Raw genomic sequence first — 26,979 nt, 5'->3', positions numbered from 1 at the left:
CTTTGGTTGTTACCCGAAGGATTAGAAACCTTTGATGTTTTCCGCTTCTAGCTCAGAGAAGTACTTAACTGTCTTCACTTTAAGCTCTTGTTGTGAAGGCTCATCACAAACGATCACTGCTTTAGGGTGTAGTTGAAGTGCAGAAACCGTCCATAGGTGGTTTACGCTGCCTTCTACTGCTGCTTGTAGAGCAAGTGCTTTGTTGTGACCAGTTACTAGGATCATCACTTCTTCAGCGTCTAGTAGCGTGCCAACACCGATAGTTAGTGCGTACTTAGGAACTTGGTTGATGTCGCCATCGAAGAAACGAGAGTTCGCGATACGAGTGTCTTCAGTTAGTGTCTTGATGCGAGTGCGAGAAGACAGAGAAGATGCTGGCTCGTTAAATGCGATGTGACCGTCGTTACCTACGCCGCCCATGAATAGGTTGATCTTGCCGTAAGACTTGATTTTGTCTTCGTAACGTTGGCATTCCGCTTCGTGATCTTCCGAGTTACCGTTAAGAAGGTTGATGTTCGCTTCTTGGATGTTTACGTGGTTGAAGAAGTTGTTGTACATGAATGAACGGTATGATTCTGGGTGATCCGCTGGGATACCGATGTACTCGTCCATGTTGAAAGTCACAACGTGTTCGAAGCTCACTTCACCTGCTTGGTAAAGTTCGATCAATGCTTTGTAAGTTGCTAGAGGAGTGCCACCAGTAGGTAGACCCAGAACGAACGGACGCTCAGCAGTTGGTTTGAAGTCGTTGATGCGCTTAGCGATGTGTGCTGCTGCCCACTTGCCTACTTGTGCTGCTTGAGCTAACGGGATAAGTCTCATTTTGTGCCCCTAGTTATTGGAATTTAAGATGTCCTGAAACATTAATTCGCATTATAAAATAAGTAATGGCGATCTGCTATTGTTTTAGGTCAAAATTTTGCTTTTTCTTTAACCAATGTTGCTTTTCTCAACAGTTTTCACGTTTGCTTGTTGCGATTACCCTCTTATATAGAGGACGTTAGACTAGTTGATTAGCGTTTAAAATTTATGACTGAAAAAAAGTTTTTTGGCTGAATGAGCGAGCTAAATTGAACCGAGTTGCGTAGGAGAAAGAGAAGAAAAATGCCGAAGTTATGATCTCACGCAATCTATGGTGTGGCACGGCGTTTCTTCCTTAACCATACTTAAAGTGTGTTTATTGCTGAGGGCATCGCAATGAAAAACGACTTAGACGCAACCAAAGTGCTGCAAGCATACGAATGTGTGATGAACAACGGCACGCCTACCGAGTTTGGCAAGATGTATGAAGGGGTAGAAGCCTTTTCTGATTACGACGGCTATAACGTGTTTCTGAGAGGCAATGGCGTGGAGCTTAAAGTGGGTTTCCACAACACCTATCAGTTGGAGTACGACCAAGAGCATCTTAAAGACAGCTTCTTGAAGAAGGTCGCCATGTTGGCGAAGTGAGTGCTCGCCGGATAAATAGGTTTACTAAAAAAACGAAAAAGCCCTTTGGTGAAACACCTCTGGGCTTTTGGAAAAGAAAAATTTTTGCAACTCCACAGAATGAAACACTCTGAGGATTAACCAAGCATTAAGGCTTGGCAGAGTCGGTTAATCGTCTTCTGCTAGGCTCTCTTCTGCGTAGTCATCTGACGCCTCTGGTTTGTTACGACCATTTAGCGTGTGGAAGCGTTTGCGACCACGAGCTAATTGTGTGTATTTTAACCAAGTGCGCTCGATCTTAGTTTTCGCTTTGCCTGGGTTTTCCAGAACTTTTACGAAGTGTTTCTCTTCGCTGTTCTCAGGTGTCAACTCGCCTGACTCTAGGCCAAGCATAGTATCCCCATAAATTGTTAGGATTTCCTCTTCTGAAAGAGTAAAATCGCCAGACTTTGCAAAGCCGCGTGGGAATTTTACGTTGTCGTAAAAACGTTTTTTGCCATGACGAAATTCAGTGTCAGACATATCAACAGCCTCTGTAACCGTTATTGATGAATGTGATGAATTACGGCGAAAATTAGGCGCAAAGCTAACAAAAGAAAAACAAAATTTTTTTGTCGTCAAGATTTTAATTAGTTGTTAATCTGGTTTTATATTAACCAGGAGATGGTTTATGGATGTAAAGGTCTTTCGAACATTTTTAGAGCTGGCAAAGGTTCGTCACTTCGGACGGGCTGCTGAGAACTTGTACATTACTCAAGCCGCAGTGAGCGCACGCATCAAACAACTCGAAAGTTATTTCGATACGCAGTTGTTTATTCGTGATCGAAATAACATAAAGTTGACCTCCGCAGGTGAGCGTTTAATAGGCTATGCCGAGGTGATGGTGAGCACTTTGCAGCAAGCCAAACTCGAATTATCCCTCGAAGATGGTAAAGCGTTGCAGCTTACTATGGGGGGAACGCCTAACATTTGGGATGCCTACCTGCAGAACTGTTTGAGTGTGGTGACAGACTCCTTTGGTGGTTACGGTTTTATGGCGGAAGTCATGGGACGTGAAATGCTCAGTCGAGGTTTACTAGAGCGCACCCTCGATATGGCATTCGCCTTCGATCAAATCAAAGCGGATGAGCTTAACTGCAAGAAAGTCGCTGACGTGGTGTTGGTGCTGGTGTCTACCGAACAAGATTCTCTTGATACGGTGTTTAACAAGAAATACGTTTACGTTGATTGGGGTACGCGCTTCGCTTCAGAACACGCAGAACGTCACCCGAAAATCCCAGCGCCTTACCTTCGCACTTCTACCGCTCGTATCGCGTTAGACTTCGTTTTAGAGAAAGGTGGCAGCGCATACCTACCAGCGTCTCTGGTAGAGCCGTTTATTGCAAGTGGGCAGCTCCACAAGGTGTCTGGCGTAGAAGATTGGTACCGTCCTATCTATTTGAGCTATCGCAAAGCCAGCACGTCTGTAGAAGCGATTAAGCAGGTTGAAGAAATCGTAAAAGAGATTGACCCGTTAACGGCGTACAGCTTGCAACAAATTGCGGACATTCCTGCAGACGAGTAATTTCTGCTTTTGCGATCCAGTGCAAAATTAAACGAAAACCCCTTGGTGTGATGCCAAGGGGTTTTTTGTATGGGTTTCCGGAAATGCCGATATGTTTATAAATAAGTCGCCTTCTTGAAGCGAGAGTTGTGGCACTGTGAAGGTCGTTTTTGCTCCCGTTTATGCCAGTTTCTGACGAAGTGTTTCATCCAATGCGGCTTTGCCTGCGCCAGAGAAAACGAGAGAAACGCTTGCTGCCAGCAGTGCTAGACCAAACTCGTAACCGTTATTCGACATAAACAAACCGTTTTCAAAGTGAACCGAGAAAATGGCGATCACCATGGTGAATGCTAAAGCCACGGCTGCTGGGCGAGTAAGTAGACCAAGCAAGATGAACAAGCCGCCAAAAAACTCTGCACTGCCAGCTAAAAATGCCATCAGCATGCCTGGACCTAAACCAATCGATGCCATCCATTGACCTGTACCTTCAAGACCATAACCGCCAAACCAGCCAAAAAGTTTTTGTGCGCCGTGCGCCATAAAGATGATGCCGACTGGAATGCGAAGAGCGAGTGCGCTGTAACCCGCGTTTGAAGTGGTGATTTTCTGTAGTAGTGCTTTCATGACTTTATCCTTTCTCGAATTTTTCTGATGAGGAGTGCTGACTCCCTTACTGTTGAAACCAGTGTAGGTAGGAGGAGAGAAAGAAAAAATTGGGGCAATTTGATGTTCTCGTTCGATAAATTCGATGGAACGTTTTTTTGTTTTTAAATACATTAACTTAAAATGTTAAAAGTATTTGTTTTTAGTGCTCATACGTGCTGGATTTGATCAAGGAATTGGTAAAATTTTGAATGACATTCTTTACTTTTGTTGGTCTTTTGGAAGGGCGTCTGTGTACTACGGGCAAAAAAAAGAACACAGGGGGCTGTGCTCTTTTGCTTTTACGATTAACAAGGGAGAAAGGAGTTTTTATAGATTCATTAAGCTTTCAAGCGAGTCTTCCACACTATGGTAGTGATAAGTGCGAATGTTCACACCATCAGTCGCATTGATTTGAATTTCTGAAATCTCGTTATCAGAGTCGCGTTCGATAATCCCTATCGAGTGCTCGACTGATTTACTGGTAATAACCTTGTGATTTCTAAGTACAATCACGCACGTATGTAAGTCCATGCCAATTCCCTTTAGCCGACGTTGTTGTGTTGTTCTGATCTAACTTTAGTGCACAAATTTACTAATGCCAAAATTTCTCAATATTGAGTTCCGAAAATGGCTAATCTACAGTAACTCCTCGTTCTACAATGAAGTTATACCGATCGAGTGGCGAGCAAGTTACCCACTCGTTAAACACACACTGTGTACGCAAGGACAGCACTATGCTCATCCACCCACACACATCGTTGACCTTTGAACAATGCCAAAAAGCACGCATGGCACGTGACAGCCGTTTTGATGGGCGCTTTTACATTGCAGTGAAAACGACAGGGATCTTCTGCCGCCCGATCTGTCCAGCCAATTTGCCCAAAGAGGAAAACGTCGAGTACTTCACTGACAAGACGCAAGCTTTGAAGGCAGGTTATCGTCCGTGTTTGCGTTGTCGCCCGGACAGTGCGCCAGGATCATGGGCTTGGAAAGGGGTTGAAACCACATTCCAACGTGCGATCAAAATGATCGATCAAGGTGAGTTACATCATCAGTCCCTTGCAGATCTCTCCGATCGTCTTGGGATCTCGGATCGTTACTTGCGCATGCTGTTCGAGCAATATTTGGGGATGTCACCTAAGCAATATGCGCAGTATCAGCAATTGATGTTTGCCAAGCAGCTTCTGCATTCGAGTTCGATGTCAGTCACCGAAGTTGGCTTTGCTGCGGGTTTTAACAGCACTCGACGTTTCAATGATGCGTTTCAAAAGATCCTTCAGCTAACGCCCTCTCAAGTGCGCAGAAAGGAGTTTGATGGCGTGGGGACGAATCGAATCGTGCTCCCTTATCGCGGTGCTTTGAACTGGCAACATATGCTCGATTTTTATCGTCTGCGTGCGATTGAAGGAGTGGAGCTAGTCACACAAGACGCTTACCAACGCAATGTTTTGCTCGATGATTGCAATGCACGATTTAAGATCACTCAAGGGGAGGGGTACCTTGAGATGGAGTTCGATATTGAAGACGTCACTAAATTGCAGAATTTGGTGTCTGGTGTGCGTCGCATGTTCGACCTTGATGCGGATATTTGCGCGGTGGAGCAGCACCTTAATTACATCGCGCCAGGGTTGGTGAAAACCCAAGGGATTCGCATTCCGGGCGTCTGGAGTGCGTGGGAAGCCGGTGTACGCGCTGTGTTGGGGCAGCAAGTGTCGGTCAAAGCGGCTATCGGACAACTTAATTTGTTGGTAGAAACGCTCAGTAACGATCAGCAAGCGCGCCACTTTCCAACGCCAGAAGCCATTGCGAATGCCGATGTTAGCTTCTTGCGTATGCCGCAAAGCCGTAAAGACACGCTTGTGCGACTTGCTCAGTACATGCAGCAAAACCCAGAAGCCGATCCGCAGCAATGGCTGGAATTAAAAGGCATTGGTCCGTGGACGGTGAGCTATGCGCAATTGCGTGGCCAATCTCAGCCTAATTGTTTTTTAGATAAAGACTTGGTGGTGAAGAAAGCCATGCCAAACTATCCGTCCTTGAATGCTCATACTGCGTCGCCTTGGGGCAGCTACGCGACTTTTCACTTATGGAATCAATCATGAAATCACTTTATACGGTAATGCCAAGTCCGTTAGGCGCTGTGACCATTCAAGCTAACGAGCAAGGTTTGTTGGGAATTTGGTTTGAAACGTGTACCACAAAACCAGATGACTTGGGGGAGCGTGATGATCAACATGCCGTGCTCAGCCAGACTGTTACTCAATTGGAAGAATACTTTGCTGGGCTGCGTAACGAATTCGACTTGCCCCTTGCAGCGACAGGTACGGATTTCCAAACTCAAGTGTGGCATGCACTAACGACCATTCCTTATGGTGAAACATGGAGTTACCAAGATCTGGCGAACGCCATCGGCAATCCGAAAGCGGTACGTGCGGTGGGACTGGCGAATGGTAAAAACCCAATCTCGATTGTAGTGCCTTGCCATCGTGTCATCGGCAAAAGTGGCAAGCTTACTGGCTATGCTGGCGGTGTCGAGCGCAAACAGCGATTATTGGCATTGGAGAAGGGCACGCCACTTTAAGTGAGACCATTCTCAGAATCCGGCAAGGTTTATCTTATTTGGCTAAATTTTGTGTAGGGTTGTTGTGCTAATAAACAATCCAGAGCAATGAAAAAGGATAATAAGGATATGTCTTTCAATACGGATTTTGATGCATTCATAAACCAAAGCTGGCAGCAACATGAAGCGCAGCCACAACAAACATACAATCAATTAGAACAAGCGCTTAGCGAGGTGGAAGACACTAACCATGCTGAGCGCATCTTACCCTTGATGTTGCACACATCCATTGGTCATCTGCACGACCCAAGCCAGTTTCTCTCCAGTTTAGATAAGCTCGAAAATGGCGTAGCGACTCAGTGTCTAGCGCGTCAGAGAGTCAAAGCCGTTGCACAGTACTTCGTTGACCAAAATAAAGACCCGATTACGGATCTAGATGATGTCGATCAGCGTCGCGTGTTTGCTCAAATTGCTAACGAGCTGTCAGCAATGAATGAACTAGAGCAAGCGAGCACGTGGTTAGCAAAAGCAGCCAACGGTATAGATTCAGATCAAGCTGCCGAGCCTTTAGCGCGTTCAATTGCCATTACGGGTAACAACCTTGCCTGCCAATATGAAGAGCTTGAAACACGCTCTGAAGCGCAAGCAGAACACATGCTAGAGGCTGCTACATTGGCGCTGGAGTATTGGAAGGTAGCTGGAGGTTGGATGCAAGAAGAGCGCGCAGAATATCGCTTAGCCATGAGTTTGCTCAAAGCAGGAAACCCACTCAAAGCCAAAGTGCACGCTGATCGCTGTGAAGCAATCTGTCGACAAAATGGAGAGGACGCTTTTGAGCTTTTCTACGCGCATGATTTGTTGATGTTGGTGCACTATCACTTAAGCCAAGCGAGTAAGCAAAAACTGACTGCGGATGACCAGAAGTATTGTGAGAACTCACCATTGGCGTAGCTAGAATACGTGAGAATAGAAAGTAGCAAATAACGGCTTGAACCTGATAACAAAAAGGCAGTTAAGCTCACTCAATTGGGATTAACTGCCTTCTGTTTTCTACTATGCCCAAGCGACTTCAAACGCAGGTTTCAAATCAAGTGATTCTCACTTAACTAAGCATCCGAGGTGACCTAGGTATACAAGGAATTAGTTGCCTTGATTTTGGCTTTGAAGCTTCTCTTTTGCTTCTTCAACTTTTGAGAAATCCAATCCCAACTCATCCACCGCTTCTTTGATTAGCACTGGGTTTTGCATCACTTGCGCCATCAGCATTTGTAGTTTGTCTTGTGGTAGACCTAGCTGGCTGATTGTTGCCATTGCCGCAAGAGGGTTTTGGGTCAGAGTCTGAAAAATCTCGTTGATTTGTTCGTCGCTGATATTGTTCTCTTTCAACAGCGCAATAATCGGGTTCATCGCATTTCCTTTTAATCACAGAATGAAATAGAACCCGAGTTTATCATTTGGCTGGGTTTGGTTGAACTAAGAACTGCTCACGAAAGCATTTGTTGGTTCTACCGCGCGTTTCCGGTAATTGAATAACATGCTCAAGCTGATCACCGCGGTGAAAGACTCTGCGAAGAGAATGCTTGCCCAAATACCGTTGTGGGGGAAGAACTTAGGCAGTATCAAAACACCCAACGCAACAAAAACAAACCCTCGGCTCAATGAAATGAGTGTTGCTTGCTTTGGTTTGGCAATGGCTTGGAACAAATTAGCAATCACCATGTTTAACCCCATCAAAGGCACGCCGAAGAAGTAGAAGGTGAGTGCAGTCGCGGCAAGTGGGATCAAGTCGTTGCTGTTACCTAAGTACACCGATGCAATTATGGGTGCCAATAACCAAATCCCCATTAGGAAGACGGTGCCGCTACCAATTGCCGTTTTTAACCCTAGTTTTAAGATCTCATCAATGCGCTCTGGGCGAGCTGCGCCGTGGTTAAAGCTGATGATTGGCTGACACGCTTGCGCGATGCCGACCATGACAAAGAGGGCGAACACACCGACGTTCGTAGTCAAGCCGTAGGCAATGATATGACTCTCACCAAATTGAGTCAGTAAGACATAATTAAACAAAACAATGGTCATTGCAGACGTGACTTCGATAAAGAATGTCGGTGTACCGATGCTTAAAATTTCTTTGGTTTTGCTGAATCCGATGCCTTTTAAGCTCAGTACCAAAGCGCCTTTCTTTTGCACAAAGTGAGTCAACAAAATCAGTGCGATGACCGCTTGAGCTATGGCGGTGCCGTAAGCCGCCCCTTTCATCCCCATGTTCATCTCGATGATAAATAGGTAATCAAATGCAAGATTAGTAATGGCACCAATCGACATGGCATAGGTTGCCAATTTGGGGTTGGTGTCGTTACGCACAAAGCAAGACAGTACCCAAGCGAGGGAATAGAGAGTAAAAAACGGCAACAGTACAACAAGGTAATCATGAGCAAGCTGAGCCAAGTTGCCTGAAGCGCCCATCAAGGCAATCAATTCATCTAACCAAATGAGAGCGAGCGTCACCGTGATAGTGGATAGCAAAGTGGTAATCAACATGGATTGGCTAAACCACATCTGGCTGGACTCGGAGTTGCCTTTACCAATTTCGATCGACATTTTTGCGGCGCCACCAATGCCAACCATCATGGCGATGGCAGTAAAAATCGAAAACGGTGGAATGACTAAGGCAATAGCACCAAGTCCATCGGGACCAACGCCCAAACCGATAAATAACGCATCGCCCATGATGAACAAAGATTTGATCACCATGCCAGTGAGAGCAGGCCACAGGTACTGATAAAAGGATTTTGAAATGGGATCAGTTTTTAGATTGATAGCCATGGAATAGAAAAATACCCGAATGTGGTGGATTTATGTTCGGGTATTATCAGTACATTCAAGCGTGACGAAAAGGGATTATCCGCCCATTATATTGCACTATCTAAACATCGGAGACGAAATTCCGCTGGTGTTTCTCCTTTTTGTTTCCGATAGAAGCGGCTGAAATAGGCAGGGTCATCAAAGCCTAATTCAAATGCTATGGTCTTGACGGTTTTCGTCGAAAACACCAGTTCTCGGTTGGCTTCTAATATGATTCGGTCATGAATCAGTTGCGTGACCGTCTTGCCTCTGTCGGCTTTCACTAACTCGTTTAGACGTTTGCTGGTGAGAGCTAAGGCATCGGAGTAGAACTGGCATTTCTTTTGTTCGCGATAATGCAGCTCAATTAGTTCGGTCAACTGTACGATGCGAGCGTCTTTCTGCTCACCTTTTTGAGATGGTGTTTTAGCAAAGCGCAATGCATAGCGTAGAAAGCTGTTGATGAGTGATTCGACAAGATCCCAATCACAATCCTCTCTTTCACATTCTTCTTTGATTAGGGTGTAAATTGATTCTAGGTAGGGAAACCCCTCGTCGCTGCAATCGAGGTATGGCGGTCGTTCAATCGTAGAAAATACGCTATTCACCAACTGGGTGCTGCGTGGATTGGTTTCAGCAAAGCCGGGACGGAATATCAACATGCGAATGTTTTTACCCATGAACTCGGAATGGTGAACCTGCCCTGGTGAAATGGTAAATAAGCGACCAAGGCGGTTTTGGTATTCGACGAAATCGATGCTCTGCGTTCCGCTATTATCCAAGCACCAGACAATCTCCCAGTACTCGTGGCGATGTGGCTCGATGTATGGGTCTTCTTGGATGTCTGAAAATTCAAGCGCTCGACACGGTTCACCTAAAATGAGTCGCACTTGTCGAATTGGCGAAATCATATTGCTCATTAGGGCATTCAACAGCTCTTGGGGATGAGGATGTCATCATTATGAATCGAATAACCAAGGTTGTGCACGGAAATTTTTGTGCTCAGTAGCCGGTGAGTTCCATATAACCAGTCCCAGAATGAGAACCATCAATACGCACCGGACCTTCCCAATAAGGTACTGAAAGCGGCATTTTCGCGTTCGGGTTGAGTGCAGAAACGGTTAGCTCGATTTGTTGCTTAGGAATCGACACTTGCCACTGGGTTGGATACTTTCGCCCTTGGATTTCTGTTTGATTGGTTGCCTCTAACTGAATGTCTTTTTGTGGGATAGCGATGCCAGAACCATCTTGCTGCATCAGCCTTGCGCTGGAGTAACTGGCTTGTCCGGTTTTGGAATCTCGCAATTGGAACACTACCAAGCTGGTCTCGTCACTCAACCTTAGGGCAAACCAGTCCCAGCCTTGTTGTGAGTCGAGTAAGAATTGCGAGCTCCACTCTCGGTCTATCCAACCTTTGCCCGACACTTGATGGATTTCGCCGTCGATAGTGACTTCACCGGAAACATCAATAAATGGTTGGCTGTAGTAATACGAAGCCACCTGTCCATCGGCACTTTTGGTGCTGTAACCTTGCTCGCCTTGCTTTTGATAAGGTGTGCTGCTGGTAAGCGTCAGCGAATAGCCAAACTGTTCCGAGTTCGCCTTCAATGTTGCAGGGAAGAGATCGGTGGTTGAAGAAGTCCACTGCCAATCATCGAGATAAACCCGAAATGGTGAAGTGTCGACGCCGGCTAGAGAGGCTTGATCGCGTGACCATTTTTCATCGGCGTAGTGTTTGTCGGTTGTGGTGACCGCGCTGTGTGCCATGAAGATTTGCTGAGTCTGCCATTCGGTTTTCTTCACGTCATCTTCGCCCTTTGGCGGTGGCGGCGCAGCAGCAAAGCGAAATTGTGTCCATTGGACGCCAAGTGGGTTGCTGTCTTCATCAATTAAGTTAGCGGTTAAGTACCACCATTCATGACGAAAATTCGGGTGCGCTTGATGGTCTGCTGGGAAGGTGAGTTCAACCCCTTTTTCTACGGGTGTGAATGGGTTGCTCTCACTTTGCGTATCTCCACTGCCCAGCAATGCGCCCATATTTTGTGTGCTCATATTTTTTTGTTGGGGATCTTCACATCCAAATAGGAACAGACTACCTATGAACAGAGTAAGTTTGCTTGCTAATCGAACCATCACAACACCTCGCTTTGCAAACTGGACACGACAGGCTTGCTGACTAATCGCCACAGCGGAATCAAGGTCGCAATCACTGCCACCAAGATGGTGATCGCCGCAATGCTGAGGGCATCACTCCAATTCCACAGATAATTTAAGCTCCAACCAAAAGCGCGTAAGGTGACGATGTCTGTCAGCACATAACCCACCATGGCTCCGAGGGGTAGGGCGATAACCAGAGTAAAACTGACCAAAGCGACGATCTGTCCGACCACCATGGTCATTAATTTGCGACGGCTGACGCCAAGTGCATACAGCCTTGCGATGGCGGCTTTGCGCGCGTCGAGTAACATAAAACAAGCACTGAACAAGCCAATCACTGCGACCATCAACGTCACGCCGTTGAGTGCGCGTGTAATGGCGAAGGTCTGCGAGAAAATATCCAACGCGATGGATTTGATTTGCGCCTGATCGTAGAGCTGACTTGGATGCAGATTCAGTTGCTCGCGCAGTTGGTCGTATACGATTTGTGGGTCACCAGATACTTTAATACCAAGGCTTGTTGGCAAGTCAGTAAAGCCACTCTCTTGCCATAACTTTGGTGCTAATAAGACTTCACCATTGGGTGAACCGTAATCGTGAAATATCGCCCCCACAAGCAGGTTCTTACTTGGAACGGCATCAAGCGTGACCTCGCTACCCAGTGACAAACTCAATTTGACCGCGGTTGGTTCACTGATGGCGACTAATTCACCTTGGTAAAAACGTGACCAGAAGTTCTCCAAATGCGATTTGAACACCATGGTTTGCTCTAAGGTGTCTTTGTCTTTGGTGCCAAGCAAAATCGGTAAGCCTTGCAGGTTATCGTCGACGTAGTATTGCTTGTAGACGGTCTCAACCTTGTCGAACTGCCCTAACGCGCGCTCTACATCAGCGATTTCTCCTTGGGCAGGGCTGACGTAAATATCGGCGTGCAACCTTTGTTCTAACCACTGTTTTAGGGTGGATTCAAAGCTGCCCACTAAGGTGTTCATCCCCATATTGGCTGTAACAGCGAGTAGCAGTGCCATCATGGCGAGAGAAAGCGGAGAAATCAGCTCGCGCAGCTCAGCAAACAGATACTGCATCAAACCGGAAGTGGTGCGCTTTTCACACCAATTGGCTAAGACGCTGAGTGTTTTAGGTAGATACAAAGGAATCGACACCACAAGCACGCCGAGCCACGCCATGGTAAAGCGATGATGCTCACTCAGCCATAACCCTGCAAGTGCGAAAGCCGTCAACGCAGCACCTATGACGAACAATTGGTTTTCGTTAGAGCCTTCAGGTGCTTGATAAAATCCACCATGAGAGGAGAGCGGCTGGCGCACTCGCTGTTTAAAGTGCTGCCAGCACGCCAATAGGGTGGCGGCTAACGTGAGCAGCAGTGCTTGCGCCCACCATTGCCATTGCCAAGTGCCAGGCAGCAGTGTCGCACCATAAAGTTGCTCTAAAGTCAGTGCCACGGTCGGATGCAACCAATGGCTAAGTTGCATCCCCAATACAAAACCCAGCGAAGCACCGATGGTAACGAGAAGAGTGAGTTCAACCAACAGCGCAGAGAACACAATGCTCGGCGCAACACCTGCCTGTTGGATTTGTACTAACAGACGATTGCGTTTCAGCAAGCTGTATTTTACGCCGTTGTAGGCAATGAACAGCCCGACTAAAAAGGCAAGTAAGCTCATTGCTGTGAGATTGAGGTGAAAGCTGTCGGTCAGCGAGCCAAGGTCTGTACTTTGATTATTGGAAATCCATTGTCCTTGTTCACCAATGATGCTTTGCCAATTTGCTTGCGTGTCTTTATTCCCTTTATCACCCGAATGGAAAACCGCAATGTAACTGAGCTGCCCTTGTTTATTGAGCAGTTGCTGGGCAAAACCAATGTCCATCAACATTCGGCTACCTAACTGCCATTCGTCGGGTAGCACCACCACTTGGGTTGGAATGTCGTCCAGAGTTAGGGTTTCCACCTCTCCTAGATTTTGATGTTGAGATCGGCTCATCATCACTATTGGCTTGCCAGCCAAAAGCTCAGGCAAAGGCAAAGCATTGTCGAACAAAGAGACGTTCTGTTGGTTTTCTGATGACTTTCCGTTTGCAGAATACCGAGAACGCGAAGAGATGGCGGCAATCAACTCGCTACCTTGCACTGACCAGCGACGCCCTTGTTCATCTCTCACTCGCCCTTCGATTACAGGTAGTGCTGCACTGAGCCCGTTTTGTCTAAGGGTGAAGTAGAGCGATTCAGGCAGATAGTTTTGCCCTGCTGGTGGAATAATTAAGTTCTGAGCTTGTGCGCTAAGCTGCTCGGTAGACTCTGTATAACTGCGCTTGGCATTGAGGTTGATGGCTTGTACCGCAACAAACAAGGTCACAGCCAACGCGATACCGATCAGAATCGCGGCGGCTTGCAGTGGTGCCTGCCGATAGTGCGCCGCAAACAGATTCAGGGCGAGTTGAGTATGAGTGAATCTGGTGTTTGATGGCTTAGTTTGCTTCATGGTGAAGCTCATGTTTGTCTAAATGGTGACTATTATGCAGCTGACTATTTTCTAAACGCCCATCCTTTAAACACCCATCTTTTAAGCGTAACTGGGTTTGCATGAACTCAGCGCAGTCAGGACTGTGGGTGACTAAAAGCACGGCATTGTTGCCTTGGGTGGTGATTTCACTCAGTAGTTTCATCACTTCCAAGCCGGCTTTTTGGTCGAGGTTACCTGTGGGTTCATCAGCAAGCAGCAGTTTAGGTTTGTGGGCTAATGCGCGCGCAATCGCAACTCGTTGTTGTTGACCACCAGAAAGGGCAGAAACATGTCTATCGAGCAGTTGGCTGATGCCCAGAGTCTCGACCAAGTAATCGCACCAGTCGTTCCATTTCTGTTGATTCAAATGCAGAGGGAAGGCGATGTTTTGCTGCACGTTGAGCGGTGTTAACAGATTGAATTGCTGGAAGATAACACCGAGCTTTTGGTGTCGAAATCGGCTCCATTGTGGGTCTTTCCAAGCCGTCGTGTTATCGCCATCTAACCACAACTCACCTTCGGAAAGCGGCTCAAAGCCAGCGATGATATTGAGTAGGGTACTTTTGCCGCTACCACTGGCGCCCGTCAGCGCAACACTCGCTCCTGTGTTCAACGTAAAGTCGACGCCTTCCAACACGCGATGTGTCTCTTTACCATCGACAAAGCTTTTACTCGCATGTTTAAGTGTGACAAGTGGGCTTTCCATTTCCTCTCCTTGTGTTCAAAGGTGTCGTTTCTTTTGGCAATGGTTATTACAGTAAGTTCTATAGAAACTTTAGACAACAATAAGATAAAAACAGCGATTTACATCGATTTCTTAATAACTTGTACTGAAAAGAAGAGGGATTAGATTAAACGAGTAGGGGATATGGCAGGCATTAAAAAAGCCCGAGTCAGACTCGAGCTTTCAAAGAAATTTAGCGTGGTCAGCTTACACGTAGTACGCTTCAACTTCGCCTTTAAGTTTGATAAGCATTGGGTTACCGAAACGGTCTTTTGCTTTAGGAGAAGCAATTTTTACCCAACCTTCGCTGATGCAGTATTCTTCTACGTCAGTACGCTCTTTGCCGTTAAAACGGATACCGATTTGGTGATCGAAACATTCTTTGATGAAGAATGGGCTACGTGGGTTACCCGCTAGGCGATCTGGTAGAGCTGGTTTAGCTGTATCTGTCATTTTGTGTGACCTTGAAGTCCGTAAAAAAAGTGCGCCATTGTAGTCAGTGCAAGGCGAGTGTTCAAGAAATGTTGATGTGAGTTTGAAGCGTATAACACTCGCAGTCATGCTATCGTCTTTTTTGGCGTGAATACGCTCTCGATTTCAATTTGATAGCATTAAAGAAAGGTTGCATTATAAACAGATACGAGTACCTATCATTACATCTATAGCTTGTTACCGGTGATCAACTTTTATGAAATTAAACGCATCATTAAGGCGCAAAGAGATTTTGCGGTTCATCCAGAACGCCCAGCGAGGTGAAGTTAGTGACTTTGCCAAGCAATATGATGTGTCAGAAGTGACCATTCGAAATGACCTCAACTATCTAGAGAAACAAGGCTGCGTCAAACGTTGTTATGGCGGAGCACTGTTGAATAATCAGTTTGCGTTTGAACGTCCTCTCAATGATAAAAAGCAGCTCAACAGTAATATCAAGGCGAAGCTCGGAGAGTATGCTGCCTCGTTGATTGCGGACGGCGATAAAATCATTCTCGACTCTGGTTCAACCACAGAGCAAATTGCTTATCATTTGAAAGGTAAGAATGATCTTGTCGTCATGACTAATGGCATTAACATCGCCTATCACCTTGCCAATCAAAGTAATGTCTCTGTTATGGTCACTGGAGGCACCATGCGTGAGAATTCTTATTCCGTCCACGGTTTGAGTGGTGAGGACTTCCTCGCAGGCTATCGCTTTAACAAGCTCTTTTTAGGTGTGGATGGCTTTGACAAATCTACTGGCGTCACGACTCCTCATCAGGGTGAGGCTGACATTAATCGAAGAATGCTTGACGCGGCACAAGTCGTTATTGCCGTAACTGACTCATCAAAGTTTTCTCGTCAGAGTTTTTGCCTTATTGCCCGACCAGAGCAACTTGATATGCTCATTACTGACAGTGGCATCCCGTCCGATTACCTTGAACATCTCACTTCAATGGGCGTTGATGTACGTATTGTTGATTAGTGATTAGTGATTAGTGATATTGGTTTTTCTATCAATATCGTGAAGATTATTTCTGATCGACTTAAACCTTTGTGCAACTTCAGCATCAAAAAAACGCCTTCTAACGACTTCATCGACCTTCAAAAAAATAACCGATATTGCATTTTGTGATCTCGCGCAGGCTGTAGTTCGAAACGACAGCTGTTAACTCTATTTCATCCTGCCTTTCACTTTCCTTGTATCGAAAGTGAGTCTTTATGCGCCCCTTTGTGATTACTTTCAATTTAATAACGAAAGAAAAGCCTTTCGTTTTTCATGAAGTGAAAGGTTTTTTGGGGTGAAAACGAAAGAAAAATGACTGTGATCTAGCTTTCACTTTTCCTAACTTCGCCCTGTTTTAATACCAACGAAAAGAAAATCGAAACATTTCTAACGGAAAGCGAAATGGAACGAAAGGAGAGTTGGTGAATGAACAGTGCAGAACGAAGACAGCAAATCATGGCTCATATTTGTCGTCATGGTTCAGGAAAAGTGGACGACTTTGTCGAGCATTACAATGTATCGGCTGTCACCATTCGCCACGACCTCAATCTTCTAGAAAAAGAAGGCTGTGTTTTTCGCTGTTATGGTGGCGCAACACTCAACCCTAACTTTGCCTTTGACCAACCGCTCTACCGCAAAGATCAACTTAATCGCAGTGCGAAACAAGCGATAGCACAGGCTGCAGCGAGCCTTATTCAAGATGGTGAAGCGATCATTTTGGATTCCGGTACCACGATAGGTCTTATGCCGCAGTACTTGGTCAATAAGCAACAATTGGTTGTGATGACCAATGCCCTCAATACCGCCTACCAACTTAGCAAGATGGAAAACGTCGAGTTACATGTGGTTGGAGGTAGCCTGCGTCGCGCTTCTTGTTCACTGATAGGTAACCATGGTGAACAGCAAATTCGATCTTACCTTTTTGACAAGCTGTTTTTGGGCGTGGATGGATTCGACCTGCTTGCTGGCGTGACTACGCCGGACAATCAAGAAGCTCAGGTGAATCGCGCCATGTGTGAGGTTGCTCGCCAAGTCATTGCTGTCACCGATTCAAGCAAATTTGGGCGCAAAAGCTTTTGCATGATCCGAGCTGCAAGCCAGATCGACGTCTTGGTCACTGATCGCAACATTCCCCATAACACGCACCAATCCCTTATTGAACTTGGCGTAGATGTCGTCATTGCGGATCAAATCGTTAACTAGGAATCAAAATGAAAGCGTTACTTTCCCTAATCGAGCAACACAAACAAGGTCAGCTTACCGGTATTTATGCTGTGTGTTCTGCTCATCCCTTAGTACTTGAAGCTGCGATAAAGCAGGCTGCGCAAAATGAGCAACTGGTTTTGATTGAGGCAACGTCAAATCAAGTTAATCAGTTTGGTGGCTACACCGGAATGACACCACAAGATTTCGCGAGCCACGTATTTGATTTGGCTGAGCGGGTTAATTTTCCCGCTGAGAACGTGGTATTGGGTGGCGATCATCTTGGTCCTAACTGTTGGCAGCACTTACCAGCAAGCCAAGCAATGGAATATTCAGCGCAAATGATTCGAGACTATGTTTGCGCGGGCTTTAAGAAGATTCATCTCGATTGTTCAATGCCTTGTGCCGATGACGAGGTACCGCTGAGTGAAGAGCTAATGGCGCAGCGTGCTGCCCAGTTATGTTTGGTGGCAGAGCAAGCATGGAAAACGGTCGGTGGTGAAGCGCCAGTGTATGTGGTTGGCACGGAAGTTCCAACGCCAGGTGGTGCTCTTGATTCGCTTGAAGAAGAAGGTATTCAAGTGACGAAAGCGGAAGAAGCATTGGCAACGCTAAATGCTCATCATCAAACGTTCAGTGATGTCGGGCTTAGCTATGTTTGGCCTCGTGTGATTGGCTTAGTGGTGCAACCAGGAGTGGAATTTGATCACCACTCAGTACATCACTACCACAGTGCGGCAGCGCGATCGTTAAGCAATATGATCGACAGCCAACCAAATCTGGTCTTCGAAGCGCATTCTACGGATTACCAAAACCCAGAGGCATATCACCAACTGATTCGCGATCATTTTGCGATTCTCAAAGTCGGTCCAGCTCTCACATTTGCTTTGCGTGAAGCCTTGTATGGTCTGGACTCTGCGGAGAAAGAGTGGTTAGGCGCTCATCATGCTTCTCACTTACGCGAAACCATAGAACAAGTGATGAGAGAGCAACCTAATTATTGGCGTTCTCACTACTCCAGCAAAGGGCATCAACAATATCTCGATTGCAGCTACAGCTTGAGTGATCGCATCCGTTACTACTGGAATCATCCAGAGGTTAAAGCGGCGCAGCAAGCTCTGTTTGACAACTTAGCTGCTCACCCTCTGCCAATCACAATCCTTAGCCAATATTTACCCAACCAAGCTAAGGCAATTTCTCAACATCAAATTCAAAATCAACCTGCTGAGATTGTCGTGCACAAGATTATGGAAGTAACACAAGTCTATTCCGAAGCCTGTTACGCCAATTCAGTGGCTAGCAAGGAGACGACCAAATGAGTTCAGTTTTAGGCTATGAGTTGCCATGGTTAGAACAACGTAATGGTGTTCATACGGCTCAAGAAATCAGTCATCAACCTCAGTTATGGCGAGCACTTTCTACCATTTTAGAAGAGCAGTATGAGGCAATCCGCGATTTTCTAACGCCTCTGCTTGAGCAGCCAGACCTACGCATTATTTTGACTGGTGCGGGCACATCCGCATTTGTCGGCGATGCGGCAGCACCATTTATTCAAGAGGGGCTGAGATTTCAAGTTGAGTCCATCCCAACCACGGATTTAGTGTCAAACCCGGAACAGTATCTGGACCCAAGTCGTCCGACGTTGGTCGTTTCTTACGCCCGCTCTGGTAATAGCCCGGAAAGTGTTGCTGCTGTTGCTCTTGTCGATCAGCTTGTTCCTCATTGTCATCACTTGTTCTTGACGTGTAACCGTGACGGGGAACTCTCTCATTACGCTCGAACTGCACAAAATGCTTGCTGCGTGATCATGCCTGAAGGCTCAAATGATAAGAGCTTTGCGATGACATCAAGCTTCAGTTGTATGTTGATGTCTACGCTGACGTTATTTGGTGGTCAATCTCCAAAGCAATGGCATGAACAAATTGAAGTGGTAGCAGCACTTTGCGAAGCCAAGTTAGAGCAATGGGAGTCTGCTATTAAGGCGCTCGCCAGCCAGCCTTATGAGCGTTTAATCGTAATTGGTAGCGGTGGTTTTGCAGGGCTTGCCCGTGAAGCATCACTCAAATCGCTTGAGCTAAGTGCAGGTAAAGTGATGACGGCTTTCGACTCATCTCTTGGCTTCCGCCATGGTCCTAAATTCACCATTAACGATAAAGCGGTCGTGATCCAGTTGCTATCAAGTGACGCTTATACCCGTGGGTACGATCTGGATTTATTCAATGAGATCCGCCGCGACAAACAAGCATTAGCTCATATTGCTCTCACAGAACTGTCTCTCAACGAAGACGATGTTTTTGAATTTGGGAGGTTGGACTTGGGCGATCAGTGGCTGTGCTTCCCATTCATTCTCTTCTGCCAAATGTTGGCATTTGAAAAATCACTTCAACTGGGATTTGGACCGGACAATCCGTGCCCAACCGGTGAAGTCAATCGTGTGGTGCAAGGTGTCACCATCTACCCATTCAACAAGTAACGGATTCGAAAAGGAATAGACCATGCCAAATATCGTGTTAAGTCGTATTGATGAGCGCCTCGTCCATGGGCAAGTGGGTGTGCAATGGGTAGGTTTTGCGGACGCCAACATTATTGTCGTTGTGAACGATGAGGTAGCAGAAGACACCATTCAACAGAACTTAATGGAGATGGTGCTAGCAGATGGCATCGCAATCCGATTTTGGACGGTGAAAAAGACCATCGACACCATCCATAAAGCGGCTGAACGCCAACGAATTCTAATGGTTTGTCGCACACCAAAAGATTTCCGCCAATTGGTGGAAGGTGGTGTGCCAATTAGCAATATCAACGTCGGAAACATGCACTACGTTGAGGGGAAAAAGCAAATTGCCAAGACGGTTTCAGTCGGAACTGAAGACGTTGCGGAGTTTGAAAAATTAAAAGCACTAGGGGTGAAATGCACGATCCAAGGGGTGCCAACTGAAAGTGCGACTGACCTCTTTACTCTTATCTAACAATAGGAAAGAAATCATGGAAATAGGACTCTTACAGGCCTTGATGCTCGGCATCTTAGCCTTTTTTGCTGGCCTAGATTTATTTAATGGTCTTACTCACTTCCACCGTCCGGTGGTGCTTGGTCCACTTGTTGGTCTGATTTTAGGCGACTTGCAAACCGGTATCTTGGTCGGCGGTACGCTTGAATTGATTTGGATGGGACTTGCCCCTCTTGCGGGGGCTCAACCACCAAACGTTATCATCGGTACCATCGTGGGTACGGCTTTCGCGATTACAACCAAAGTCGAGCCAAATGTTGCGGTTGGCGTCGCTGTGCCTTTCGCCGTTGCCGTACAGATGGGCATTACGCTGCTCTTCTCTGCGATGTCTGCGGTCATGTCTAAGTGTGACGAGTACGCACAAAATGCGGATACCAATGGTATTGAACGCGTGAACTATATGGCACTTGCTGTACTCGGTTCTTTCTACTTTCTGTGTGCATTCTTACCCGTTTATCTTGGGGCTGAACATGCAGGGAAAATCGTTGAAGTACTACCGAAAGATCTCATTGATGGCTTAGGCGTCGCTGGTGGCATCATGCCTGCAATAGGCTTTGCTGTCTTGATGAAAATCATGATGAAGAACGCCTACATTCCTTACTTCATCCTTGGTTTCGTCGCTGCTGCTTGGCTTCAACTGCCAATCTTAGCGATTGCCGCGGCTGCGACGGCCATGGCCATTATCGACTTCATGCGTAAAACGGAACCCACTCCTGTAACTGCACCTGCTGAGGACTTTGAAGATGGAATCTAATGTAAGTAACGAACTCGACCTTCGTAGCCAAAATGTTGATGTGCAGCCAGCTCCTGGCGTGGCTGAAGATGAGTATGAAAATAAAGAGATTGGTGCAGATCTAACCAAAGCAGACATCAATCGTATGGCGTGGCGCTCGCTGTTACTCCAAGCGTCTTTCAACTACGAACGTATGCAGGCTTCTGGTTGGTTGTACGGACTACTGCCTGCGCTGAAGAAGATTCACACCAATAAAGCTGACCTATCTAAAGCAATGCAAGGTCATATGGGGTTCTTCAATACTCACCCGTTCTTGGTGACATTTGTCATGGGGATCGTTCTGGCGATGGAACGCTCCAAGCAAAACGTCAGCAGTATTCAGAGCACTAAGATTGCGGTTGGTGCACCAATGGGTGGCATCGGTGATGCGATGTTCTGGCTGACTCTTCTTCCTATTTGTGGCGGTATCGGTGCAGACCTTGCGCTGCAAGGCTCCATCATGGGTGCGGTGTTCTTTATTGTGCTGTTTAACGTGGTGCATTTTGGTCTGCGATTTGGTCTCGCACATTATGCGTATCGCATGGGGGTTGCTGCTATCCCTGTTATCAAAGCCAACACGAAGAAAGTCGGACACGCGGCTTCGATGGTAGGTATGACGGTGATCGGTGCTTTGGTGGCGACTTATGTTCGTCTATCGACGACCGCAGAAATTACCGCCGGTGATGCCGTGGTGAAACTGCAAGGCGATGTGATCGATAAACTCATGCCAGCGTTTCTTCCATTGGTCTACACCCTAGCTATGTACGCGCTCGTCAAGCGTGGTTGGAGCCCGCTAAAACTTATCGGTATCACCGTGGTGTTAGGTGTTGTTGGGCGTTTTATGGGTTTCTTATAAATCACATTGGACACACAAAACATTGGGGTAGAGTGCTCTGCCCCATTAAGGAAACGTAAATGATTGCTGTAATTCTATCTGGTCACGGAGGGTTTGCTTCCGGTCTTGCCAAAGCGGTGTTTCAGGTTATTGGGGAGCAACCTCAATTTAAGTTTATCGACTTTCCAGAAGAGGCAACGACTCCGCAACTGGAAGTGTCAATGCGCGAGGCGATTAATGAAGTTGATTCTGGCGAAGGTATTGTTTTCCTGACTGATTTGTTGGGAGGTACACCTTTTCGTACCGCATCACTGATCAGTCAAGAGCGTGACGATGTCCAGGTTGTAACGGGAACAAACATGCAGATGGCGGCTGAGATGCTTTTGGAACGCGATGAACTCGATCTCGCTGAGTTTCGCGATCAAGCGCTGGCTTGTGGGCATCGTGGCATTACTTCGTTGAGTGCTGAAATGGCTGAGAAAGCCAAACATGTGGGAACGGTAGAAGAAGATGGCATCTGAACAAGATCGTGCAAGGCATTCTTGCTACCGAGCTCAGCGTGTATTGCAAGGTGATAGATGGCTTGATGATGGGCTAATTCGCATCGACGAAAATGGGGTGATTGATTCTGTTGAGCCATTCGACCCTCATGAACATATTGATTTTATTGACTTAGGTGAGGTGAGCATACTACCCGGCCTGATTGACAGTCATGTGCATGGAGCCAAAGGCTGTGACGTTATGGATGCCGAGCATGACAGCCTCAATACGATGTCTCGCTATTTCGCGAGCTTAGGCGTTACCGCATTTGTTGCCACAACCGTAACCGCTCCTGTGGCAAAAATTCGTGCCGCGTTAAAGCAAGTTGCTGTGAGTAAACGACATGGCGTTGATGGTGCTGAGATCTTAGGTGCGTATCTAGAGGGACCTTATTTCACCGAGAAGAATCGCGGCGCGCACCCGACGACATGGTTTAGAGATTTATCGCTCGAAGAGTTGGAGCAGTGGATTTCTTATTGTGATGACCAGCTCGTCACCGTCGCACTGGCTCCAGAAAAAGACGGGGCAATCGATGCGATTCGTTACCTGAATAAACAGGGTATTAAAGTGATGCTTGGGCATACTGATGCGAGTTACGACCAAGTGAAACAGGCGTTGGATGCGGGCGCAAATGGCATTGTCCACTGCTACAACGGCATGCGTGGTCTACATCACCGAGATCCAGGAGTCGTTGGGGCAGGGCTTATCCACCCCAATAGCTATGTCGAAATGATTGCCGATGGGCATCACGTTCACTCTGCTGCTATAGATGTCGCGCATCGCTGCTGTGGTCAACGCATGACGCTGATTACCGATGCTATGAGTGCGACAGGCATGCCTGATGGTCGCTACACGCTTGGTGAATACGAAGTGCAAATGAAAGGCGGCGTCGTTACTACAGAAAGTGGAAGTTTGGCAGGCAGCACTTTGACTTTGCCGCAAGCAGTTAAAAATATTCATAAATGGCTAAACATCCCACTAGAGCAAGCTTGGTTGATGGCATCGTTAACTCCGGCTCAATCGTTAGGTTTGCAACACCAATTAGGCACCCTAGAAGCCGGAAAGCGCGCATCTATGGTCGCTGTTAAATCAGATTTCTCAATTGTAAAAACTTGGGTCAATGGGCGTCTTGTGTTTGATGCATCCGTACCAAGTCAGGAGGCTTTATGTATCTAATTTCTTCCCGTGAAATGCTAAAACGTGCGCAACAAGCTGGTTATGCGGTGCCTGCATTTAATATTCATAACTTAGAGACGGTCCAAGTCATTGTTGAAACCGCTTCAGAGATGGGCTCCCCAGTGATTCTCGCAGGCACGCCGGGAACTTTTGATTATGCGGGCACCGATTACCTGATCAGTATTTGTAAAGAAGCTGCACATAAGCATTCAATCCCGTTGGTTCTTCATCTTGATCACCATGAAGACCTACAAGACATTTGTACTAAGGTCGATCACGGTATTCGTTCTGTAATGATTGATGGTTCGCATTATGCGTTTGATCAGAACATAGAGATTGTGCGCTCGGTGGTTCAATACTGTAACCGATTCGACGCAAGTGTCGAAGCTGAGTTAGGTCGTTTAGGCGGTCAAGAAGACGATCTGATTGTCGACAGTGCCGATGCACTAATGACCGACCCTGCTTCTGCCGCGGAGTTTGTTCGCCGTACTGGTATTGATTCGTTAGCTGTGGCAATTGGCACAGCTCATGGCTTGTATAAAGCGGAGCCTAAACTCGACTTTAACCGCTTAGATAAAATCCGTGGTGTTGTCGATATTCCGTTAGTACTGCATGGCGCATCAGGTGTTCCTGATGAAATGGTTCGTCGTTGTATTGACCTTGGCGTGTGTAAGGTGAATGTGGCGACTGAGCTGAAGATCGCGTTCTCAAATGCGGTCAAACAACATTTTGCGCATCACCCTGACGCAAACGACCCTCGCAAATACATCACGCCTGGTAAAGCGGCGATGAAACAGGTGGTGATGGATAAGATCCATATGTGCGGAAGTGAAGGAAAGCTCTAGGGTCTGTCAACCCTAACAACTGATTATATTTGGTAAACTCCCCCCGATGACATGTTTACCTAGGTGCTAGGTCTTCTAGCACCTTTTTATCTTTATGGCATTTTAACCGTTATGATGTGGGTATTAAGCCCGATAGAACTTACTGTCGTTGAACACGTCACGATCACGTGGATCATTCGATAAGAACATCCATATCTCTTTCATGCTTTGTTCAAAGAATTCTTCCTCAAACACCACCATGGAACAATGTTCATTCAGCCTGATGACAAAAGATTCGAGTGCTTCAAAACCGATGTTTTCGATGTCATCAATATCGATAAAATAAAGTTTCTTATCAGTTTTTTGCGCGCTTTCTGCGGGCAATTCGCCTTTACCAAGAGCAGAGAAGTTGAGCTCTACCGTCAACCCCGTGCGGTTTTGCGTGAGCTCATAGACGTCTTCTGATTGCGTCACAACGTTGTAATTCAGATCATCAAAGTAGCTGAGCGTTTCTTGCTTCATTGGGTATAAGTCTTCCATAAATTGTGCGAGTGCAATCTTGCTCTATTCGCTTATAAGCCTTTTAAATACTGAGCATTAGCAGTAGGGTGAATCGCAACATTCAGAGCGTCTAGATTCTGCTCATTGTGTTCATCAAGCAGCGTTGAAAAAGCCTCTATTAGCTCAGGTTTGGTGATTGTGACTTTGGTTTCTGTCTGGATATCACGTAGGTCAATCAACACGTCTGTAAACAGTTGCGGCAAATCTTGCAGTACTTGCAGGTTCAGCACGTTATGTTCGCTGTAAATTGCGTTATGGCTGCCTTTTTGCTTTTGTACCACATATGGGTTGTCTTTGAGGTTGATGATTGATGTGCGTTTATCACAACGCTTCAAACAACCTTTGTTAACCTTGATTTTGCGGCAACCTTCGGTTTGTTGGAACAAACATTGGCGACTGGTTAAGAGCGTATTTGGGTGGTAAATGCTGTAGTAACTGCGCATGTTGTTTGGGCGTTTAATATGACGCATTTGCTTCATGTTCAGCTCGTTTGAGATAAATGCTCCGCGTGCCGCGAATTCTTCTTGCAAACACTTAAACGAGTATGAGTTCACCGTATTCATTTGTGGACCTGCAACCCAACCTAATCCAAGCTCTTGAGCGAGTAAGCCTACGCCAGAGTTGTTGGTGATCAGCAGCTCTGGTTGGATAATGTCTAAGAACTTGCGTGCAGCTTGGTAATCGTCACCAATCAAAATTGCAGGGAACCAAGGCTTCAACGCCGTGTTTTCTTGGAATAAGTCGACCATAGCGTTTAACTCGCTCGCCAATCCCATTGGTAGTTGAAAGTACACATCGACATCGCGATATTTGCACAGCGAAGCATCTTCTAGCGACGAAATCAGTACCGATAGTTTTGCTGTCCCTTCACGCTCTTGTGGCTGAGGTAGCGTCGGTAAACTCGGTACATCAATGGCGCCTTTTAAACTACCGCCTGAGGTTTGTGTTGCCGTGACGTCGAAGTCTTGCGTCTTCTCGGCGACTTTTTCAATGATTGCGGTTTTGTCGTCGTACAGCTTCTTCTTCACTGTTTGCACATCGTCCGCGGATTCACATTTGTATATCTTTGAGAAGTGTTTCACCGCATGGTCGCGTGGGTTGTCGATGTACATCGCTTTACCGAAGTCGCCTTGTAAAAATGCGTTGGAGAAATCACGGTTGAATACGGTGTACAACTCTGTGGTGTCGCTCGACAGCTCTACGCCATCACATAAGCGATCAATCTGCTTACGCCAATTATCGACGACGGTGTAAACGTAGTGGGATTTCTTGATGCGACCTTCCACTTTCAATGAATACACACCTGCATCGGCAAGCGCTTCTAGATCGCCAAAAGCTGAGTTGTCTTTCATGTTGAGCGGGTAGCTGTTGCCTGTCTTGGTTGTCTCGTATTGCTCACGACAAGGCTGACTACAGCGTCCACGGTTGCCCGATGCACCATTACGCGCTGAGCTAATGTAGCAAATGCCAGAGAAACCAATGCAGTAAGAGCCGTGAACGAACACTTCCATCATCACGTTGTGCTGACGACCGAACTGAGCCAAGTGTTTTATTTCATGGATATTGAGTTCACGAGAGAGGTTCACGCGGCTCGCTGTCAACTGATTGAGGAACAGAATCTGTCCTTCATTGTGAGTGTTGAGCTGGGTTGAAGCGTGTACATCTAACTCTGGGAAGTGGTTCTTGAGAATGTAAGCAAGACCAAGATCCTGCACGATTACGCCGTCAATCGCGGTGTTGTTCAACTGGCTAAGTAAGCGAACGATAGCAGGAATTTCGCTTTCCAGAATTAACACGTTCAACGTGAGGAAAATTTTACAATTGTGCTGATGCGCCAACTGTAATACGCCGTTCAAGTTATCTAAGGTGAGGTTGGTTGCGCGGTTACGTGCATTAAAGCGGTCAAGTCCGCAGTAGATGGCATCGGCACCTGCAGCAATGGCCGCTTTAATGGAATCTAAATCGCCACCTGGCGCTAATAACTCAAATTGATCGCGTGTCACTAGTTAACTCTTACTCAATAAAATAGGTTGCGTATTTTATGTGCTTCACAGTTTTAATGTTGGATTGATTAACGCTTTATTAATCTGAATCAATTATTGCTAGTTGGTCGGTCTATTGTGATTACGGGAAGTCATGACCTGAGTCCACATGCTC

28 protein-coding genes are annotated in these 26,979 nt (G+C 46.5%); 15 read left to right on the top strand and 13 right to left on the bottom strand.

From position 1 onward, the window contains the following. Positions 1-21 precede the first annotated feature (21 nt). Positions 22-822, bottom strand: coding sequence for a glucosamine-6-phosphate deaminase (gene nagB / locus J4N44_RS26630; RefSeq protein ID WP_252045482.1), 801 nt, complete (start codon positions 820-822; stop codon positions 22-24). 375 nt (positions 823-1,197) lie between these two features. Here nagB and J4N44_RS26625 point away from each other — a divergent pair, with 375 nt between their 5' ends. After that, on the top strand, positions 1,198-1,449 hold the full coding sequence (locus tag J4N44_RS26625) for a DUF3081 domain-containing protein (RefSeq protein WP_009706732.1): 252 nt from the start codon (positions 1,198-1,200) through the stop codon (positions 1,447-1,449). Between the two features lie 147 nt (positions 1,450-1,596). Here J4N44_RS26625 and J4N44_RS26620 read toward each other — a convergent pair whose 3' ends face one another. Further along, positions 1,597-1,950 carry a MaoP family protein gene (locus J4N44_RS26620; RefSeq protein ID WP_005434702.1) on the bottom strand — a complete coding sequence of 118 codons (354 nt, stop codon included), beginning with the start codon at positions 1,948-1,950 and terminating at the stop codon, positions 1,597-1,599. Positions 1,951-2,098: 148 nt separating this feature from the next. On the opposite strand from J4N44_RS26620, the gene J4N44_RS26615 reads away from it, so the two are divergent. Continuing rightward, positions 2,099-2,992: a LysR family transcriptional regulator gene (locus J4N44_RS26615; RefSeq protein ID WP_029790533.1), complete on the top strand. Its 894-nt coding sequence runs from the start codon at positions 2,099-2,101 to the stop codon at positions 2,990-2,992. A 159-nt stretch (positions 2,993-3,151) separates the two neighbouring features. Here the strand turns inward: J4N44_RS26615 and J4N44_RS26610 are convergent, their stop codons facing one another. Both J4N44_RS26610 and J4N44_RS26605 read right to left on the bottom strand, forming a co-directional pair. Next, the gene (locus tag J4N44_RS26610) at positions 3,152-3,595 is read right to left on the bottom strand and encodes a DoxX family protein (RefSeq protein WP_029790534.1); all 444 of its coding nucleotides are present in this window, start codon (positions 3,593-3,595) and stop codon (positions 3,152-3,154) included. 348 nt (positions 3,596-3,943) lie between these two features. Next, the gene (locus J4N44_RS26605) at positions 3,944-4,147 is read right to left on the bottom strand and encodes a hypothetical protein (RefSeq protein WP_009706735.1); all 204 of its coding nucleotides are present in this window, start codon (positions 4,145-4,147) and stop codon (positions 3,944-3,946) included. Between the two features lie 203 nt (positions 4,148-4,350). Here J4N44_RS26605 and J4N44_RS26600 point away from each other — a divergent pair, with 203 nt between their 5' ends. From J4N44_RS26600 to J4N44_RS26590, 3 genes are all read left to right on the top strand, one after another. Continuing rightward, entirely contained in the window at positions 4,351-5,718 is a 1,368-nt protein-coding gene (locus tag J4N44_RS26600) for a DNA-3-methyladenine glycosylase 2 family protein (RefSeq protein ID WP_252045481.1), read from the top strand. After that, positions 5,715-6,197, top strand: a complete 483-nt coding sequence (locus J4N44_RS26595) for a methylated-DNA--[protein]-cysteine S-methyltransferase (RefSeq protein ID WP_252045480.1) — start codon at positions 5,715-5,717, stop codon at positions 6,195-6,197. The genes J4N44_RS26600 and J4N44_RS26595 overlap by 4 nt, the downstream gene beginning before the upstream one ends. A gap of 108 nt (positions 6,198-6,305) precedes the next feature. Next, a complete protein-coding gene (locus tag J4N44_RS26590; RefSeq protein WP_252045479.1) occupies positions 6,306-7,127 on the top strand; it encodes a hypothetical protein in 822 nt (273 codons plus the stop codon). Positions 7,128-7,316: 189 nt separating this feature from the next. Here the strand turns inward: J4N44_RS26590 and J4N44_RS26585 are convergent, their stop codons facing one another. The 7 genes from J4N44_RS26585 to J4N44_RS26555 all read right to left on the bottom strand — a co-directional run bounded on the left by J4N44_RS26585 (position 7,317) and on the right by J4N44_RS26555 (position 14,876). After that, positions 7,317-7,583, bottom strand: a complete 267-nt coding sequence (locus J4N44_RS26585; protein ID WP_005448923.1) for a DUF2999 family protein — start codon at positions 7,581-7,583, stop codon at positions 7,317-7,319. A 66-nt stretch (positions 7,584-7,649) separates the two neighbouring features. Next, positions 7,650-9,002, bottom strand: a complete 1,353-nt coding sequence (locus J4N44_RS26580) for an MATE family efflux transporter (RefSeq protein ID WP_252045478.1) — start codon at positions 9,000-9,002, stop codon at positions 7,650-7,652. 86 nt (positions 9,003-9,088) lie between these two features. Continuing rightward, positions 9,089-9,940: a helix-turn-helix domain-containing protein gene (locus J4N44_RS26575; protein WP_080767298.1), complete on the bottom strand. Its 852-nt coding sequence runs from the start codon at positions 9,938-9,940 to the stop codon at positions 9,089-9,091. Positions 9,941-10,022: 82 nt separating this feature from the next. Beyond that, a complete protein-coding gene (locus J4N44_RS26570) occupies positions 10,023-11,153 on the bottom strand; it encodes a lipocalin-like domain-containing protein (RefSeq protein ID WP_252045477.1) in 1,131 nt (376 codons plus the stop codon). Continuing rightward, complete coding sequence (locus J4N44_RS26565; RefSeq protein ID WP_252045476.1) at positions 11,153-13,678, bottom strand: ABC transporter permease; 2,526 nt, start codon at positions 13,676-13,678, stop codon at positions 11,153-11,155. Before J4N44_RS26565 ends, J4N44_RS26570 begins: the two co-directional genes overlap by 1 nt. Continuing rightward, positions 13,665-14,405, bottom strand: a complete 741-nt coding sequence (locus J4N44_RS26560) for an ABC transporter ATP-binding protein (protein WP_252045475.1) — start codon at positions 14,403-14,405, stop codon at positions 13,665-13,667. The genes J4N44_RS26565 and J4N44_RS26560 overlap by 14 nt, the downstream gene beginning before the upstream one ends. A 225-nt stretch (positions 14,406-14,630) precedes the next feature. After that, positions 14,631-14,876, bottom strand: a complete 246-nt coding sequence (locus J4N44_RS26555) for a DUF3297 family protein (protein ID WP_005448935.1) — start codon at positions 14,874-14,876, stop codon at positions 14,631-14,633. A gap of 235 nt (positions 14,877-15,111) precedes the next feature. Here J4N44_RS26555 and agaR (J4N44_RS26550) point away from each other — a divergent pair, with 235 nt between their 5' ends. From agaR (J4N44_RS26550) to J4N44_RS26505, 10 genes are all read left to right on the top strand, one after another. Further along, a complete protein-coding gene (gene agaR, locus J4N44_RS26550) occupies positions 15,112-15,882 on the top strand; it encodes a transcriptional repressor AgaR (protein ID WP_009696595.1) in 771 nt (256 codons plus the stop codon). Between the two features lie 447 nt (positions 15,883-16,329). Then, positions 16,330-17,106 (top strand): transcriptional repressor AgaR, encoded by a 777-nt coding sequence (gene agaR, locus J4N44_RS26545; protein ID WP_005448941.1) that lies wholly within the window; start codon positions 16,330-16,332, stop codon positions 17,104-17,106. 8 nt (positions 17,107-17,114) lie between these two features. After that, positions 17,115-18,425 carry a D-tagatose-bisphosphate aldolase, class II, non-catalytic subunit gene (locus J4N44_RS26540; protein ID WP_114320340.1) on the top strand — a complete coding sequence of 437 codons (1,311 nt, stop codon included), beginning with the start codon at positions 17,115-17,117 and terminating at the stop codon, positions 18,423-18,425. Next, positions 18,422-19,579, top strand: a complete 1,158-nt coding sequence (locus J4N44_RS26535; protein WP_005448944.1) for an SIS domain-containing protein — start codon at positions 18,422-18,424, stop codon at positions 19,577-19,579. Before J4N44_RS26540 ends, J4N44_RS26535 begins: the two co-directional genes overlap by 4 nt. 22 nt (positions 19,580-19,601) lie before the next feature. Beyond that, positions 19,602-20,075 carry a PTS N-acetylgalactosamine transporter subunit IIB gene (gene agaV / locus J4N44_RS26530; protein WP_005448946.1) on the top strand — a complete coding sequence of 158 codons (474 nt, stop codon included), beginning with the start codon at positions 19,602-19,604 and terminating at the stop codon, positions 20,073-20,075. Positions 20,076-20,091: 16 nt separating this feature from the next. Beyond that, on the top strand, positions 20,092-20,868 hold the full coding sequence (gene agaW, locus J4N44_RS26525; RefSeq protein WP_005448948.1) for a PTS N-acetylgalactosamine transporter subunit IIC: 777 nt from the start codon (positions 20,092-20,094) through the stop codon (positions 20,866-20,868). Beyond that, positions 20,858-21,742 carry a PTS N-acetylgalactosamine transporter subunit IID gene (agaE, locus tag J4N44_RS26520; protein WP_005448950.1) on the top strand — a complete coding sequence of 295 codons (885 nt, stop codon included), beginning with the start codon at positions 20,858-20,860 and terminating at the stop codon, positions 21,740-21,742. Before agaW ends, agaE begins: the two co-directional genes overlap by 11 nt. A gap of 59 nt (positions 21,743-21,801) precedes the next feature. Then, on the top strand, positions 21,802-22,242 hold the full coding sequence (agaF, locus tag J4N44_RS26515) for a PTS galactosamine/N-acetylgalactosamine transporter subunit IIA (RefSeq protein WP_005448952.1): 441 nt from the start codon (positions 21,802-21,804) through the stop codon (positions 22,240-22,242). Further along, entirely contained in the window at positions 22,232-23,437 is a 1,206-nt protein-coding gene (gene nagA / locus J4N44_RS26510) for an N-acetylglucosamine-6-phosphate deacetylase (protein ID WP_252045474.1), read from the top strand. Before agaF ends, nagA begins: the two co-directional genes overlap by 11 nt. After that, positions 23,428-24,282: a tagatose bisphosphate family class II aldolase gene (locus J4N44_RS26505; protein ID WP_005448957.1), complete on the top strand. Its 855-nt coding sequence runs from the start codon at positions 23,428-23,430 to the stop codon at positions 24,280-24,282. Before nagA ends, J4N44_RS26505 begins: the two co-directional genes overlap by 10 nt. 123 nt (positions 24,283-24,405) lie before the next feature. On the opposite strand, the gene J4N44_RS26500 is transcribed toward J4N44_RS26505, so the two are convergent. Together J4N44_RS26500 and J4N44_RS26495 are read right to left on the bottom strand one after the other, a co-directional pair. Further along, the gene (locus J4N44_RS26500) at positions 24,406-24,801 is read right to left on the bottom strand and encodes a hypothetical protein (RefSeq protein ID WP_101905760.1); all 396 of its coding nucleotides are present in this window, start codon (positions 24,799-24,801) and stop codon (positions 24,406-24,408) included. 32 nt (positions 24,802-24,833) lie between these two features. Next, on the bottom strand, positions 24,834-26,825 hold the full coding sequence (locus J4N44_RS26495) for a peptidase U32 family protein (protein ID WP_252045473.1): 1,992 nt from the start codon (positions 26,823-26,825) through the stop codon (positions 24,834-24,836). Positions 26,826-26,979 lie beyond the last annotated feature (154 nt).

Origin of the sequence: Vibrio sp. SCSIO 43155 (assembly GCF_023716605.1) — a bacterium.
In the GTDB taxonomy this organism is placed as follows: Bacteria; Pseudomonadota; Gammaproteobacteria; order Enterobacterales; family Vibrionaceae; genus Vibrio; species Vibrio harveyi.
Note: the sequence above shows the minus strand (reverse complement) of the source record. Positions and strands in the feature narration are given on the sequence as shown.